The organism is Streptomyces sp. BYX5S (assembly GCF_054724165.1).
On sequence record NZ_CM138829.1, the window covers coordinates 1,592,657 to 1,607,457 of the forward strand.

The 14,801-nt window shown below is 71.2% G+C and carries 13 protein-coding genes and 1 pseudogene; 8 read left to right on the forward strand and 6 right to left on the reverse strand.

The annotated features are described in order from the left end of the window. Positions 1 to 36: 36 nt before the first annotated feature. Entirely contained in the window at positions 37 to 543 is a 507-nt protein-coding gene (locus ACYBSK_RS07140; RefSeq protein WP_457476013.1) for a tetratricopeptide repeat protein, read from the reverse strand. Positions 544 to 600: 57 nt separating this feature from the next. Then, a complete protein-coding gene (locus tag ACYBSK_RS07145) occupies positions 601 to 3,729 on the reverse strand; it encodes an alpha-N-acetylglucosaminidase (RefSeq protein ID WP_460245538.1) in 3,129 nt (1,042 codons plus the stop codon). A 72-nt stretch (positions 3,730 to 3,801) separates the two neighbouring features. Here ACYBSK_RS07145 and ACYBSK_RS07150 point away from each other — a divergent pair, with 72 nt between their 5' ends. Then, positions 3,802 to 4,263: a hypothetical protein gene (locus ACYBSK_RS07150; RefSeq protein ID WP_457476015.1), complete on the forward strand. Its 462-nt coding sequence runs from the start codon at positions 3,802 to 3,804 to the stop codon at positions 4,261 to 4,263. 37 nt (positions 4,264 to 4,300) lie between these two features. On the opposite strand, the gene ACYBSK_RS07155 is transcribed toward ACYBSK_RS07150, so the two are convergent. From ACYBSK_RS07155 to ACYBSK_RS07170, 4 genes and pseudogenes are all read right to left on the reverse strand, one after another. Next, the gene (locus ACYBSK_RS07155; protein ID WP_460245539.1) at positions 4,301 to 5,818 is read right to left on the reverse strand and encodes a DUF1996 domain-containing protein; all 1,518 of its coding nucleotides are present in this window, start codon (positions 5,816 to 5,818) and stop codon (positions 4,301 to 4,303) included. A 55-nt stretch (positions 5,819 to 5,873) separates the two neighbouring features. Continuing rightward, a pseudogene (locus ACYBSK_RS07160) lies at positions 5,874 to 6,161 on the reverse strand (winged helix-turn-helix domain-containing protein); the annotation flags it as partial. Positions 6,162 to 6,523: 362 nt separating this feature from the next. Then, positions 6,524 to 7,555, reverse strand: a complete 1,032-nt coding sequence (glnII, locus tag ACYBSK_RS07165; RefSeq protein WP_460245540.1) for a glutamine synthetase — start codon at positions 7,553 to 7,555, stop codon at positions 6,524 to 6,526. A gap of 157 nt (positions 7,556 to 7,712) precedes the next feature. Then, positions 7,713 to 8,075 (reverse strand): arsenate reductase family protein, encoded by a 363-nt coding sequence (locus ACYBSK_RS07170; protein WP_457476018.1) that lies wholly within the window; start codon positions 8,073 to 8,075, stop codon positions 7,713 to 7,715. A gap of 137 nt (positions 8,076 to 8,212) precedes the next feature. Here ACYBSK_RS07170 and ACYBSK_RS07175 point away from each other — a divergent pair, with 137 nt between their 5' ends. From ACYBSK_RS07175 to ACYBSK_RS07205, 7 genes are all read left to right on the forward strand, one after another. Beyond that, on the forward strand, positions 8,213 to 8,494 hold the full coding sequence (locus tag ACYBSK_RS07175; RefSeq protein ID WP_457476019.1) for a hypothetical protein: 282 nt from the start codon (positions 8,213 to 8,215) through the stop codon (positions 8,492 to 8,494). Positions 8,495 to 8,703: 209 nt separating this feature from the next. Further along, the gene (locus ACYBSK_RS07180) at positions 8,704 to 9,204 is read left to right on the forward strand and encodes a hypothetical protein (protein ID WP_460245541.1); all 501 of its coding nucleotides are present in this window, start codon (positions 8,704 to 8,706) and stop codon (positions 9,202 to 9,204) included. A gap of 17 nt (positions 9,205 to 9,221) precedes the next feature. Next, complete coding sequence (locus ACYBSK_RS07185; protein ID WP_460245542.1) at positions 9,222 to 10,568, forward strand: DUF2252 domain-containing protein; 1,347 nt, start codon at positions 9,222 to 9,224, stop codon at positions 10,566 to 10,568. Positions 10,569 to 10,625: 57 nt separating this feature from the next. Then, positions 10,626 to 11,234 carry a chemotaxis protein CheB gene (locus tag ACYBSK_RS07190; protein ID WP_457476022.1) on the forward strand — a complete coding sequence of 203 codons (609 nt, stop codon included), beginning with the start codon at positions 10,626 to 10,628 and terminating at the stop codon, positions 11,232 to 11,234. Between the two features lie 11 nt (positions 11,235 to 11,245). Then, positions 11,246 to 13,114 carry a CheR family methyltransferase gene (locus ACYBSK_RS07195; RefSeq protein WP_460245543.1) on the forward strand — a complete coding sequence of 623 codons (1,869 nt, stop codon included), beginning with the start codon at positions 11,246 to 11,248 and terminating at the stop codon, positions 13,112 to 13,114. Between the two features lie 213 nt (positions 13,115 to 13,327). Beyond that, positions 13,328 to 13,990 (forward strand): GAF domain-containing protein, encoded by a 663-nt coding sequence (locus ACYBSK_RS07200; protein WP_460245544.1) that lies wholly within the window; start codon positions 13,328 to 13,330, stop codon positions 13,988 to 13,990. Positions 13,991 to 14,002: 12 nt separating this feature from the next. Continuing rightward, the gene (locus ACYBSK_RS07205) at positions 14,003 to 14,794 is read left to right on the forward strand and encodes an ANTAR domain-containing protein (RefSeq protein ID WP_460245545.1); all 792 of its coding nucleotides are present in this window, start codon (positions 14,003 to 14,005) and stop codon (positions 14,792 to 14,794) included. Positions 14,795 to 14,801: the final 7 nt, after the last annotated feature.

A 14,801-nucleotide genomic window follows, 5' to 3' on the forward strand; every position in this document is an offset into this window, starting at 1 on the left:
CGCGCTCACCGGCCCGTCCCGCGCGCCCCGCCAGGACTACTCGGACGCGGCGAGGGCCTTGGCGTAGTTCGCCATCGACCGCTGGTAGCGGGGCAGATGGGGCGCCAGCGCGCCCAGCACCAGGGCGAGGCCCTCCCGGTCCCGGCCCAGGCTGGACAGGCACAGCGCGAGGCACGCCCGCACCGCGTCGTCCAGTTCGTCGCCGGGAGCGGTCAACTCCGGTTCGAGTAGGGCCACGCCCTCCTCCGGCCGGCCGACGTTGCGCAGGGAGCTGGCCAGCTGGATCCTGGCGCGGCGGCCCCGGTAGCCGGTCAGGCCGAGCCGCAGCGCCTCCCGGTACAACGGGACCGCCTTGTCGGAGTGGCCGGTCGAGTCGTAGGCGCAGGCCCGCTCGAACGGCGCGACCGGGCTGCCCGCCGGCAGCTCGTCGACGAGGCCGTCGACGAGCGCGCGGAACGCGCCCGCGTCCGACGCGTCGTAGTCGTCGAGCGTCGCCCACGCGGCCGCGATCCGCGCTTCCCAGTCACTGTTCTCGTTGCTCACCGGGGCACTCTCACACAGCCGCGCCCCGGTGTCACCGCAGTATCGGGAAGTGCGCGCTCAGCCCAGCTTCCAGCCGCTGAACTCCACCGTGCCCCGCGCCCCGTTCCCGCCGTTCGTGGCGCTCATGAACATCCCGACGCCCTGCGCGGAGGCGAGCCGCGGCGACGGCACCGTCGCGACGGTCCGCCACGTCGCCCCGTCGTCCGTCGAGCACTGCCCGGTGTACGTGTCACCGGCCCGGCTCAGCCGCAGCAGCACCGGCGCCTTGATCCCGGTGATCCGCTTGTACGTGTCGAGGGTGCCGTCGCCCGTGCTGTCGTAGGAGAGGACGACGCCGTTGGCGGGCGTGACGGCGAGGTTCGCGAAGCCCAACGACCCGTTGTCGCCCATGGAGTTGCGGACCATGATCCCGGCGCGCGCCCACGGCCCGGTCACCGCCTGCGCGTCCACCCGCACCGTCGCCACCGAGCCGTCCCGGAACGCGTTCGCCCGGTACAGCGTCCCGAACTCGGCCGTGCCCTTCCACAGGTCCGCGCCGCCGCCGTCGATGGCGTACCGGTCGCCGAGCTGCCCGAACACCGCCGCGTTGTTGGTGTACGTCCGCCACTCCTCGCCCAGCGGCCCCGCCTCGAACAGCGTCCCCTTGCGGACCGAGCGCACCCGTCTCTCACCGGCCGGACCGTACTGGACGTCGATCGTGTACGGCAGCGGCCGCAGCGGCTCGTCCAGCGGGGTGCCCGGCGCGTTCACCCGCCACGCCACCGCGCCCTCGCCGCCCGCCGGAACGCTGTCCAGGTGCGTCGCGCCTGCGGGGTCGGCGTCGACGCCCGTGAGGCGGAAGTCGACGCGGCCCGTCGCGCGCAGCCCGTTGACGTTGCGGAACGTGGCCGTCACGCGCGCGTGCCCGCCCGGCGGGAGGGCCGGCGGCTCCGCGGTGACCGTGACCGACCCCTGGTAGGGGGCGCGCGCGAGGACGTCGCGCACCTGCGCCGCCGTCCGATACGGGTCGCCGTAGGGGCGCAGCGGGTAGTCCTTGCGCTCGCGCGTCCAGGGTTCCTCGAAGGCGAACCAGTCGATCCTCGCGGGCTCCCGGCCCGCGGCGAGCGCGTCGGACAGCTCGTCGAGCCACTTCTGCCAGCGCGGCAGGTAGAAGTCGGCCATCAGGCCCTGCCAGTCACGGTTGGCGTACTCGTGGAGGTTGCCGGGGTCGGACGTGGCCCGGTCGCCCCACACGGTGATGAGCACCTTGGCGCAGCGCTCGAACTCGGCGCGTTCGGCGTCGTTCGTCGCGAGGTTCCGCGCGTCCCGGATCCAGGGCCCCAGCAGGAACGCCGCGTGGGTGCCCGTCACGTCGTCGGAGAGCCGCATCAGGCGCAGCCACAGCGTCGACAGCGCCGTGAACGTGGCCCGGTCCCGGTCCGCGTACGCCGCCTTCAGCTGCGGCAGCAACTGGCGGCTGCGGTGCGCCAGGGCCTGCCGTGTCACGTCGACGAGGTCGTACCGGTAGGCGGCGCTGCGGCGCAGGTCCCCGGCCACGCCGAGGAGACCGGTGAGCGCCGCGTCGAAGCGGGCCGGGTCGTAGGCGAGGGCGCGCGGCGCGTAGTACGAGGCGCGGTCGGCCGACAGGTCGGGGCGGGCCGCGAACAGCGAGTCGTGCGGGTCGGAGCGCTCCACCGCCCGGTGCTGGTACGCGGTGTCGTGCAGCGCCCGCCAGGCGGCGCGGGCCGATGCGTCGCGGCGCCCGTAGCGGAAGTCGGCGTACCCGGCGAACCAGGCCGCGCGGTCCGGAGCGGCGTCCGTCCAGGCCAGTTCGGACCACAGCTCGAACGCGGCCGGGTCGCGGTCGGTGGCCTCCGGCAGGTACGCGGTACCGGCCAGCGCGCTGTCCGGCTTGTCGCGCCAGGCGAAGAACTTCTGCTCCCAGATGTGCGTGCGCGCCCCGATCGTCGTACGGCCGCCGAAGTTGGGGATGGTCCCGAACGCGTACGGGGTGCCGCCCCAGTCCTTCTCGCGGTCGGTGACGGACGTGAACCGGTCGGAGACCCCGTCCACGATCAGCATCTTCGTCTTGTCGATCGCGTCGATCAGCTCGGGCAGCGGGTTCGCCTCCCAGCCGAGGATCACCCACGTCGCGCCCGGCCGGTTCGTGCGCAGCGCCGCCTCGACGCCGCGCGCGGCGTCCGGGACCGGCACGTCACCGGCCGTGCCGCCCTCGTGCAGCAGGTCCATCTTGAACGCGTCGAGCTCCCCGAACAGGTCCTTCTGATGGCCGTAGAACGAGGCGGCGACGTCGGCGAAGGCGGTCGTGCGCGGGTCGAGCCAGTCCGGCCGCTCGAAGCCGTGCCACACGCCCTGCGGCACGACGCGCGCGTCGCCGCCGTTGCGCTCCACGAAGCCCTTCGGCACGTGCCCGTAGTAGCCGGGCAGCACCGGTCTCATGCCGAGCGCGCGCAGCCGCCCGACGATGCGTCTTCCCAACTCGGCCCGCCGGGCGATGAGTTCGGGCGACAGTGGCCCTCCGTAGGAGTGCAGGTTCTGGAGCAGCCACCACGGCTGGTGGGACGGGGCGGGCAGCCAGGCCCGTGCCTCCGCGTCGCTGTAGCCGAAGTCCTTCAGTACGCGGTGGTAGACGGCCTCCATGCCCGCGGCGACGAAGACCTCGTTGCAGCCGTGCAGCGCGAGGATGTCGATCTCGCGCTCCCAGTACGACCAGTCGGCGAACGGCGCCGTGTAGCCGTCGTTGGTGTCGTTGAGCGCGAACCGGTGGGGGAGTGAAGTGGTGCGCTCCAGCGTCTTCGAGGGGGCCGGGAGCAGGTCCGGAAGGTCCAACTGCGCGCCGTTCCAGGCGATGTGCGCGCCGCACGCGTACTTCAGATACCAGTGGACCCCGGCGAGCAGCGTCGCCGGGGTCGTCCCGTACACGGTGATGCGGCCTCTCGTCCCGGTCACCCGGAAACGGTCCTCCGTGCCGCTCGCGGCCAGCAGTCTGAGTCTGAACTGGTCCGCGTGATGGGGCAGTTGCCGGTTGAGTGCCTCGCGCGCCGCAGCCGTATCAGGGGCCGTCACCTCCCTCGCGGCGTCCGGTTCGGGAGCCGCCTGTGCGGTCGGAGTGCCGGTCCCCAGGGCCGTGCCGAGGCCGAGGGCGGCCGTCGTGCCGAGGACGGTGCGTCGCGATGGTGCGGACATACGTGTATCCCCCTTGCGTCGCGGTGGGTGCGGCGCACGGTAGCAACGGAACTTTCGGGACAGGAGAGCGCAATGAGGAAAATGCTGGTGGCCGCGGCCGTGCTGCTCGCGGCGGCGACCGGATGCGGCTCGGGCGGCTCCGACGGCGCCCGGGAGGACGACGCGCCGAAGATCCCCCGTACGGCCTCCGGGAGCCTGGAGCACCTCGCGAAGGAGGCGGGCTGCCGCCCCGACATCCAGACCGACGCCGCCGACATCCGGCAGGCCAACTGCGGCAGCGGCAAGGGGCGTTACGTCCTCGCCACCTTCACCACCGACAAGGGCCAGGCCGAGTGGTTCGACCAGGCCAACGACTACGGCGGCGTCTATCTCGTCGGACCCAGGTGGATCGCGGTCGGCGGCGCCGCGCAGCTCACGAAGCTGCGCGGCCGGCTCGGCGGGACCCTGGAGAAGCCCGCCTCGCACCACTCGGGGAGTAGCGGTGGTGGGGGTCACGAGGCGGGTGCGCTCTCCGGGTACGAAGGTCACCGCTGAACCGGCCGCGCAGCGGCCACAAGGGGGCGGTCGCCGCTCAGTCGCAGCGATCGCCCTTGTTGATGCAGTCCGCGACCTCACGCATGGTCTGGTCGTCGAACACGTTGATGAAGTCGTCATGATCCGTGATCGGCTTGTGCAGCTGCTCGGGGAAGCCGTCGACCGCGAACGGATTCGTCACCTGACCGTTCTCGATCGTCGGTGCCGGTACGTCGTACACCAGGCGCATCTTCAGCTGCGGGATGGCCTTGAAGTTCTGCGGGCAGTTGCCGGCCTGGTCGGCGAATGCCACGTGTGTGCGATGGTTGGCGCTGTCGATGTTCTGCCCGTCCCAGCAGCTCTGGAACGCGAAGCTGCGCACGACCTTGGAACCTTCGGGACACAGTGGGTACTTGTCCGTCAACTGACGGTCCTCGAAGCCGGTGCAGCTCCAGTGCGCGTTGGCGTTGGCCGTGCCGTTGGTGAAGGCCTTGGCGTCACCGGTGATGATGCGCAGGAACTTCGGCATCGGGACGACCTTGCTCCGCGGGTTGCCGACGAACTTGATGCTCGCCTTCTGGGCCCGCAGGATCTTTCCGACGTTGCCCTCCTTGCCGCCGCCGTCGTTGTTGGCGTCGAAGTCCTGCGTGCCGTCCTGGAGGCGCAGCACCGGCCAGTAGTACGTCGACTTGTCGGCCTGGTTCTGGCAGGTGGTGTCGGCGTTCGCGAGGTCGTCGTTGCTGGAGAAGGCGTCGTTGTCCTGGTTGCCGACGTAGTCGTGCAGGTGGTGGGCGCCGTTGCTGACGCCGGGCGCCACGATGATGTTGTCGGTGTTGAACTTCTTGTTGTCGTTCACGCCGCAGCGGGTGGTGAAGGTGCCGGTGGAGGCGCCCCTGGCGTTGCGGGGCTTTTGGACGTTGGGCTGGACCTTGGTGATGTCGGCGAAGTCGGCGGCCACGGGGCCGTTGCCGGCCTGCCCGCCGTTGCCCGGCTGCTGCTGGTCGCCGCCGCCTTGTTCTCCGCCTTGGTCCTGGCCCTGGTCGCCGCCGTCCTGGTCGCCGCCTTGGTCGCCGCCGTTGGGCGGCTGCTGGGTGCCGTCCTTCGGCTGGGCGGTGCACTCGGCCATGTCGTTCATGCCGTCGGGGGCCTGTCCGCCGCGGCGCTCCATCTCCAGACGGATGCGGTCCAGTACGGCGGTCCGCTTCTGCTTCAGCGGTTGCAGGATGCTGTTCCGCACGAACTGCGGGTCCCGCGCGGCGGCGTCCCGTGTCGAGGCCAGCCGCTGATAGGCCTGCGTGATCTGGCTGTCCAGCGTGGCGAGTTCACCGTCGACCCGGCCGCGTGCGCCGTCCGGGACGTCGGACAGCTGTGTGCCGACGTCCGGGCAGTCGATGGTGGCCACTTGTTGCGTCTGCTGCGTCCCGCTGCCCGCGCCCTGCCCGTCGGCGGAGTCTTCCTGGGCCGACGCGTACACGTTGACCGCGACCAGCCCACCTCCGCCCAGGAGCAGTGCGGCCGACGCGATGGTCATGCGCGTCGTGAGCGTCGAGCGCCGTTTCCGTGAGGTGCGTCCCATGGGACTACGTACGCACCGGGGGCCGACCCTGTTCAATCGGCCCCCGGAATTCACCTCAACCGCGGCCGGGCGGCGCGTACTTGTAGCCGACCCGGCGCACCGTGCGGATGGTGTCCCGGTACTCGGCGCCCAGCTTGCGCCGCAGCCGGGCGACGTGGACGTCGACGGTGCGGCCGTCGCCCACGTGCCCGTAGCCCCACACGGTGTGGACGAGCTGGTCGCGGGTGTGCACCCGGTGCGGGTGCGCGACGAGATGGGCGAGCAGCTCGAACTCCAGGTACGTCAGGTCGAGTTGGCGCCCGGCGACGTGCACCGTGCGGCAGGCGGTGTCGACGTCGATGAGGGTGTCGGTCAGCAGGGTGTCAGCAGCCATGGTCAGCTCTTTCGCGCGAGGAGTCGTCGATGGAGGACGTACGTCGTGCGCGCGGACCGAAGGCCGTGGCGGTCAACGGTTTTGGAGGGCCCGCGCGTTCCTCACGCGACGACACTCACGGTCGAAGTCGTGGTGCTGACGGGACGGCCAGAACGGCTCGAGGTCGTGACGACGACCCCGCGAGCTGCTGTTCCGGTCGGTGCTGGCCATGCACTCATTGAAACAGATGCGTCACGCGAACGAGAGGGTGCCCACACGAAGTGGACACCCTCCCGGTGTTCAGGTGGCCGAAAGCGGCCGCGGCCGGACCCGTCGGTCGCGGCCGGTCCCGGTCAGACCTGGCCGGCCTTCTCCAGCGCGGAGCAGCACGTGTCGACGAGCAGGCGCGTCACGACGTACGGGTCGACGTTGGCGTTCGGGCGGCGGTCCTCGATGTAGCCCTTGCGGTCCCGCTCGACCTGCCACGGGATGCGGACCGAGGCGCCGCGGTCGGAGACGCCGTACTTGTACTCGTCCCACGGGGCGGTCTCGTGCAGACCGGTGAGACGGTCGTCGATGCCGGCGCCGTAGTTCTTCACGTGGTCGAGCGGCTTCGAGCCCTCGCCGAGCGACTCGCACGCGGTGATGATCGCGTCGTAGCCCTCGCGCATGGCCTTGGTGGAGAAGTTGGTGTGCGCGCCCGCGCCGTTCCAGTCGCCCTTGACCGGCTTGGGGTCGAGGGTGGCGGAGACGTTGAAGTCCTCGGCGGTGCGGTAGAGCAGCCAGCGCGCGATCCACAGCTGGTCGGAGACCTCCAGCGGGCCCACGGGGCCGACCTGGAACTCCCACTGGCCGGGCATGACCTCGGCGTTGATGCCGGAGATGGCCAGGCCCGCCTTCAGGCAGTTCTCCAGGTGCGCCTCGACGACGTCACGGCCGTGGATCTCGTCGGTGCCGACGCCGCAGTAGTAGCCGCCCTGCGCGGCGGGGAAGCCGCCGACCGGGAAGCCGAGCGGGCGGTCGCCCTCGAAGAAGGTGTACTCCTGCTCGATGCCGAAGATCGGCTCCTGGGAGCCGAACTGCTCCGCGACCTCGGTGAGCGCGGCCCGCGTGTTCGAGGAGTGCGGCGTCATGTCGATGTTCAGGACCTCGCACATGACGAGGATGTCGTCACCGCCGCGGATCGGGTCCGGGTACTGGGCGACCGGCTTCAGCACGAGGTCGGAGGCGTGCCCCTCGGCCTGGTTGGTGGAGGAGCCGTCGAAGCCCCAGAGGGGAAGCGTGTCCAGGCCCTGCGGGGAGCCCGCCATGACCTTCGTCTTCGAACGCAGCTTGGCCGTCGGCTGGGTGCCGTCGATCCATATGTACTCAGCCTTGAAGGTCACGGGCCACATCCTCATTCACGCGGGTCTCGAACTGCCCGGAAGCCTGTCACCAGGGCATTTCCCGCCCGTTGCTCGTTTGTGAACCCCGTGTTACCTGGCGTGCCGTGCGGTGTGACGTGGCGCATGAGGCTGTATGCGATCCGGCGCGCGATCCGGGTCAGCGGCGGCCGAGTGCGTCCCGGACGGCCTCCTCGCTGCGGCCCACCACCGCCGTGCCGTCGTCGGCCGTGATGATCGGGCGCTGGATCAGCTTCGGGTGGGCGGCGAGCGCCTCGATCCACCGGTCCCGGCTGTCCGCGTCGCGCGCCCAGTCCTTGAGGCCGAGCTCCTTCGCGGCGGCCTCCTGGGTGCGGGTGATGTCCCACGGTTCGAGCCCGAGCCGCTCCAGCACGGCGCGGATCTCGTCGGTGGACGGCACGTCCTCCAGGTAGCGGCGCACCGTGTAGTCGGCGCCCTCCGCATCGAGCAGGGTGAGCGCGCCGCGGCACTTCGAGCAGGCCGGGTTGATCCAGATCTCCATGGGGGCAACGGTACGCGAGTGAAGCCCTGCGGCGACCCTCAAGTCGGCTCTGGCCAGCGGCTTTTGTCAGTGGTCGGCAGTAGAATAGAAGCAGTGTTCGAGGGCTACGGGGGCCCTTGGACGACCGCGACAGGAGGATGCCTGTGCCCGCTGCCGCCGCTCCGATGCTGCTCGATCTGCCGTACACCCCACTCGCGAAGAGGCCACTGCCCGCGGGGCGCCCCCGCGACTGGTACATCACCCACAACCGCCGCCTGAAGGCCATGCGCCTGGCGATAGCCCTGCTCGACTCCGGCGTCTACCTCCCCAACCAGGCCCACAACCGCAAGATCCGCGCCACGGCCGACCTCATCGGCATCCACCCACCGTCCGACACGACGTGCCACATGGTCCGCGCCCTGATGCGCTACAGCCGCTGACCAGGCATCAAGCCCCGCCGGCGGCACATCAAGCCCCGCCGGCGATTGAGGCGCGGGGTCCGGGGCAGCGCCCCGCGACCCCGCCCCCGTCGGACCGCAGGCGCACGCGCAGGGCACATCACCTGTTTGCCCCCCTTGGCATGCGCCCACCGCACCCCCCACCGTTGACTGAGGCGACGCAGGGTGTCGGTCGAGCGGAGGTGTCGACGATGACGAACGTACGACGAGGCGGACGGACGACGACCGTACGCGCGACGGCCGCCGCCCTCTGCGTGGCGGCCCTGGCCGCCACCGCGACCGCCTGCTCCGACGACGACACCCCCTCCAGCGCCGCGTCGAAGGCCGCGTCCGCCGCCTCCTCGGCCGCGTCGCGCGCCTCGGACGTCGTGGCGTCGGCGACGGCGGAGGCCCAGCGGAAGTTCGACGACTTCAAGGACGGCGTCGACGCCAAGAGCGACGTGGAACTCGGCGACGTGGACTCCGACGGCAACCGCGCCACCGTGCCCGTCACCGTCGACAACGGCACGTCCGGCACCAAGTCGTACGTCGTCCAGATCGGCTTCAAGAACGGCGACGGCAAGCTGGTGGACACCGTCGTCCTCAACGTGAACGACGTGCCCGGCGGCGACTCCAAGGACGCCACCGCCCGCAGCACCCACTCCCTCGACGGCGACGTCACCGCCGAGGTCTCCCGCGCCCTGCGTCATTGACCGACGGGGCGCCCGCCATGAGCAGCCCCGCCGAACGCGCCGCCGTGGGAAGACGAGCCCGGGGCCACAGCCCCCGCTCCGCGCACGGCCCGTGGATCCCGTCCGCCGACCGCCCCGACCCCGTCGTGACCCTGGAACGGCAGGGCGCCGACCGCCTCCGCGACCTGCTGCCCATCCGCTACGGACGAATGGCCGCGAGCCCCTTCGCGTTCCTGCGCGGCGCCGCCGCCGTGATGGCGGGCGACCTCGCGGCGACCCCGCACACCGGACTGACCGTCCAGCTCTGCGGCGACGCCCACCTGCTGAACTTCGGCCTGTACGCCGCGCCGGACCGCGCCCTGCTCTTCGACCTCAACGACTTCGACGAGACCTACCCGGGCCCCTTCGAATGGGACGTCAAACGCCTCGCCGCCTCCATCGCCGTCGCCGCCCGCGACAACGGCCACTCCGACCGCCAGGCCCACCAGGCCGCGCACGCCTCCGTCACCGCCTACCGCACCCACATGCGCCGCCTCGCCTCCCTCGGCGAACTCGCCGTCTGGTACGAACGCATCGACGCCCACGCCCTGCTCCCGCTGATCCGCTCCACCCGGCACCGCCGCCGCGCCGAGCACACCCTCAACCAGGCCACCCGGCGCACCAGCCTGCACGCCCTCGACAAGCTCACCGAGACCACCCGCGACGGCCGCCGCCGCATCCGCGTCGACCCGCCGCTCCTCGAACCGGCCGGCATCACCGACGCCGCGGCCGTCCGCAAGATGTTCGGCGACTACCGCTCCACGCTCGCCGAGGACCGCCGCCGGCTGCTCGACCGCTACCGCTTCGTCGACGCCGCCCGCAAGGTCGTCGGCGTCGGCAGCGTCGGCACCCGCTGCTTCATCGTGCTGCTCGCGGGCCGCGACGCCGACGACCCCCTCTTCCTCCAGATCAAGGAGGCGAACCGGTCCGTCGTCGAGGAGCACATGCCGTACCACGGCCCGTACATCCACCCGGGCCACCGCGTCGTGTCCGGGCAGCGGCTGCTCCAGGCGGCGAGCGACATCTTCCTCGGCTGGATGACGGGCCCCCAGGGCCGCTCCTTCTACTGGCGTCAGCTGCGCGACATGAAGGGCTCCGCGGACGTCACCGCCATGCCGCCCGACGAACTCCTCGCGTACGGCCGGCTGTGCGGCGCCGCCCTCGCCCGCGCCCACGCCCGCTCCGGCGACCGCATCGCCATCGCCGCCTACCTCGGCGGCAAGGACCGCTTCGACCGCGCCGTCGCCGCGTTCGCGCTGCACTACGCCGACCAGAGCGTCCGCGATGTCGAGACGCTGCGGGGTGCGATATCGGCCGGTGTGCTGACGGCGACGCCCGGCGTGTGACAGCCGTTCGGCGCACGTTTGTAGCTGCCTTCCTCGCGGCGCTCTAGGGTTGGTGGGGTGCCGTCACCCTCCAGCGCCGACCGTTCGGACGACAGCTTCAGCGTCGTCGCGGTCGCCGCGTCCGCGGGCGGTATCCACGCCATCGCCGCCGTCCTCGACGGGCTCGGCCCCGACCTGCCCGTGCCCGTCCTCGTCGTCCAGCACCTGGACCCCCGCCACCGCACCGTTCTCGCGGAGATCCTCGACCGCCGTACCGACCTCGCCGTCAAACTCGCGGAGGAGGGCGAGCCGGCCCGCGCCGGCACCGTCTACATCGCTCCGCCCGACCGCCACCTCCTTGTCCGCCCGGACGGCACGCTCAGCCTCTCCCGGAGCGAACTGGTCCACTTCCTGCGCCCCTCCGCCGACCTGCTCTTCGAGTCCGTCGCCGGGGCCTACGGGTCCCGTGCCATCGCCGTCGTCCTGAGCGGCACGGGAAACGACGGGGCCATGGGTGTCGACGCGGTGAAGTCCCGCGGCGGTACCGTGATCGCCCAGGACCCGCGCACCGCGGAGTTCCGGGGCATGCCGGAGGCCGCTGAGGGTACGGGGACAGTGGACTTCGTGCTACCTCTGACGGAGATACCCGCGGTGATCCGCGGACTCGTCGACACCAAGAGGCAGTAGGTAAGGCAGTGATGAGCGAGGCACGTCGCGACGTGGAGACGGACCAGGAGCTGGAGGAACTGCTCGGCTTCCTGCGGGACGCCCGCGGCTTCGACTTCACCGGCTACAAGCGCTCCTCCCTGGGACGGCGCATCCGCAAGCGCATGACCGACGTCGGTCTGGACTCGTACTCCGAGTACCGTGACCAGCTGGAGACGAACGCCGATGAATTCAGCGCGCTCTTCAACACCATCCTGATCAACGTCACGTCCATCTTCCGTGACGCGGACGCCTGGACGTATCTGCAGCACGAGGTCATCCCCGAAGTGCTGGCCGAGCACGGCCCGGAGGACGAGATCAGGGTGTGGAGCGCGGGCTGCTCCAGCGGCGAGGAGGCGTACTCGCTGGCCATCATGTTCGCCGAGGCGCTCGGCATCGACGAGACGCTCCACCGCGTCAAGATCTACGGGACCGACGTCGACGACGAGGCCCTGCGCGACGCCCGCTCCGGCCTCTACCCGGCCAAGACCCTGGAGCCGCTCACCGAGGAACTGCGCGAGAAGTACTTCGAGCAGAACGGGGCGCGCTACAGCTTCCGTCCGGATCTGCGCCGCCGCGTCATCTTCGGCCGCCACGACATCACCCGCGACGCCCCCATCTCCCGCCTCGACCTGCTGGTCTGCCGCAACACGCTGATGTACTTCAACGTCGAGGCGCAGACCCAGATCATCGACCGGTTCCACTTCGCGCTGCGCGAGGGCGGCTTCCTCTTCCTCGGCAAGGCCGAGATGCTGCTCAACGACGCCGACCGCTTCGACGTGGTCAGCATGCGCCAGCGCATCTTCCGCCGCCGAGCGGGCGAGTCCGCCGCTCCCTACCAGCCGGCCCCGGTCAAGCTGCGCTCGAACCTGGGCAGTGAGATGCAGAACATGGCGCGCAACCGTCAGCTGCGTGACCTGATCCTCGACGCCGCGCCGGGTGCCTCCCTGGCGGTGGACGCCGAGGGCATCGTCGTCCTCATCAACAATCACGCGCGCATCCAGTTCGGCCTCACGGCGAACGACATCGGCCGCCCCTTCCAGGACCTCGAGATCTCCTACCGGCCGGTCGAACTGCGTTCACTGATCGACCAGGCCACGCACGAGCGCCGCACCCTGCGGGTCAACGGGGCGGAGCGCAGGGTCGGCGAGGACGTCCAGTACTACGACATCGTCGTCCAGCCGCTGGTCGGTGTCGGCGGAGCGCCGGCGGCCACCAACATCGCGTTCACCGACGTGACCGTGACCACCCAGCTCAAGGCCGAGGTCAAGCGTGTGCGGGAGGACCTGGAGACCGCCTACGAGGAACTGCAGTCCACCAACGAGGAGTTGGAGACGACGAACGAGGAACTCCAGTCCTCCATCGAGGAGTTGGAGACGACGAACGAGGAACTCCAGTCCACCAACGAGGAGCTGGAGACGACGAACGAGGAACTCCAGTCCGGCAACGAGGAACTGGAGACCATGAACGAGGAAATGCGCATCCGCAGCGACGAGCTCGACGAGACGCGCGCCTTCCTCGAGGGGGTCCTCACCTCCATCGCGGCGGCCATCGTCGTCCTCGACCGGGACCTCAAGGTCAAGAGCTGGAACCGCGGCGCCGCCGATCTGTGGGGGCTGCGCCAGGAGGAGGTGGTCGACGAGCCGTTCTTCGACCTCGACTTCGGGCTGCCCACCGCGCCGCTGCGACAGGCCGTGAGCGAGTGCGTGCGGACCCGCAGCCGCGGTGAACCCGTGGTGATCGAGGCCGTCAACCGAATCGGCCGCGGCATCACGTGCACCGTCCATTGCAGCCCGTTCGACGGGCACCGCGGTGGCGTCGTGCTCCTGATGGAAGAAGGTCGTGGCAACGGAGCCACCTGATCCGTTCCACAGGCGTACGCTGAGGGCATGACCCTCGGGGGCAGCTCGGCGGAACAGGGCGCGGCCGTTTGGCAGCGAGCGGCCCGCGCGCGCGAGAGGGCCGCACGCGACCTGAGGCTCGCGTGCAAGTACGAACGCCTGGCCTCGACGGACCCGAACAGCCTGCACGATCGCCTTGCGCACATCCACCGGGCGAGCGCGAGGCGGCACGAGGTGACCGCCCAGCTCCTCGAGTCCCATGCCCGTCGCGCCGACCGCTGGGCCGACACGGGAGGGCGGCCTCCGCTGTTCATGACGGGGGTCGCGGAGGCCTGCGGGACCGACAGCGCGGCCGTCACCCTCGTCGACGCGCACCGCAACCAGATCGCGACCGCCTCGTCCGACGAACCCGCCCGTGCCGCGCAGGACCTGGAGTACGTACTCGGCGAGGGCCCGGCGCGCGACGCGGTAAGGGGGGACTGCGCGGTCGTCGAGGCAGAAGACGGCCTCGCGGTCCGCTGGCCCGGCTACGGTCCGGCCGTCGAGCAGCTCGGAATCGGCCAGGTGGTGGCCGTACCTCTGCGGGCCACTGACGGCTGCATCGGAGCTCTGGCGGCCTTCGGGCTGCGGAAGGGCGCCACCTCCACCGCGACCGTGGCCCAGGTCGCCGACTCCCTGACCCGCAACGTCTTCCTCGGCGCGGACGCGGTGCCCGGCCTGTTCGGCGGTATCGACTACCGCGCCGAGGTCCACCAGGCCGCGGGCATGGTGGCCGTCCAACTGGGCTGCCGCATATCGGATGCACTGGAACTGGTCAAAGTACGCGCCTTCGTGGACAGCCGCCCCGTCGGCGACATCGCCCGGGATATCGTTCAGGGACGACTCCGACTCAATTGAGAGGCCTCCAACGTGACGCTGCGAGAGCAGGAAGTCGCGGCGGTTTTCGCCCAGTTGACGAGCAGAGCCGCACGCGACCCCCTCGATGTCACCGGACTCCTCGCCACTCTCGCCGAGGGGGGCAGGAAGCTCTTCCACGCACGCGGGGCGACGGTCTGGTACCTGCCCGGTACCCGCGGCCCCGCCCTCACCCACGGCACCGATGCCGCGCTGCACGCGCTGGCCGCCGACTCCGTCGTCCGGGGGGAGGGCCCCGGCCAGGACGCCCGCGCCACGGGAAGCGCGCTCGTGGACGTCGACGTGACCCTGCGCTCCGCGCGGCAGCGCTGGCCGAACTGGGCGGCGCGGACCCGGGCCCTCGGCTTCGGCCGCGTCACCGCGCTGCCCTTGCGGGGCACGGGGGACGAGGAGGCCCTCGGCGCACTGCTCCTCTTCGGGGCGCCCGACAAACCGCTCGACGAGGAGGCCCTCGCCGTGGTCCGGGTCTTCGCCGAGGCCGCCGGGGACACGCTCTCCCTCCAGCGCGAGCTGAGCGAGAGCCGGGTCCTTTCGGGCCAGTTGGAGCACGCGCTGTCCAGCCGGGTCGTCGTGGAACAGGCCAAGGGCATGCTCGCCGCGCGGCACGGCCTCTCCCTCGACGAGGCCTTCGCGCACCTGCGCGGCTACGCGCGTTCCCGCCGCCGCAAACTGGCCGATGTGGCCCGCGAGGTCACGGAGGGCCGGGGCGAACTCCTGAAGCTGAACGGAACGAGGACGGCGGCCACCCGGTCACCCGGACCGGACGGCCGCCGCCCTCGTTCGTGACACCCGC

Bases quoted from the DNA above. Each gene is read 5' to 3' on its own strand.
- ACYBSK_RS07145 (WP_460245538.1), bottom strand. From the start codon at position 3,729: ATGTCCGCACCATCGCGACGCACCGTCCTCGGCACGACGGCCGCCCTC.
- ACYBSK_RS07150 (WP_457476015.1), top strand. From the start codon at position 3,802: ATGAGGAAAATGCTGGTGGCCGCGGCCGTGCTGCTCGCGGCGGCGACC.
- ACYBSK_RS07155 (WP_460245539.1), bottom strand. From the start codon at position 5,818: ATGGGACGCACCTCACGGAAACGGCGCTCGACGCTCACGACGCGCATG.
- ACYBSK_RS07170 (WP_457476018.1), bottom strand. From the start codon at position 8,075: ATGGAGATCTGGATCAACCCGGCCTGCTCGAAGTGCCGCGGCGCGCTC.
- ACYBSK_RS07175 (WP_457476019.1), top strand. From the start codon at position 8,213: ATGCCTGTGCCCGCTGCCGCCGCTCCGATGCTGCTCGATCTGCCGTAC.
- ACYBSK_RS07180 (WP_460245541.1), top strand. From the start codon at position 8,704: ATGACGAACGTACGACGAGGCGGACGGACGACGACCGTACGCGCGACG.
- ACYBSK_RS07185 (WP_460245542.1), top strand. From the start codon at position 9,222: ATGAGCAGCCCCGCCGAACGCGCCGCCGTGGGAAGACGAGCCCGGGGC.
- ACYBSK_RS07195 (WP_460245543.1), top strand. From the start codon at position 11,246: ATGAGCGAGGCACGTCGCGACGTGGAGACGGACCAGGAGCTGGAGGAA.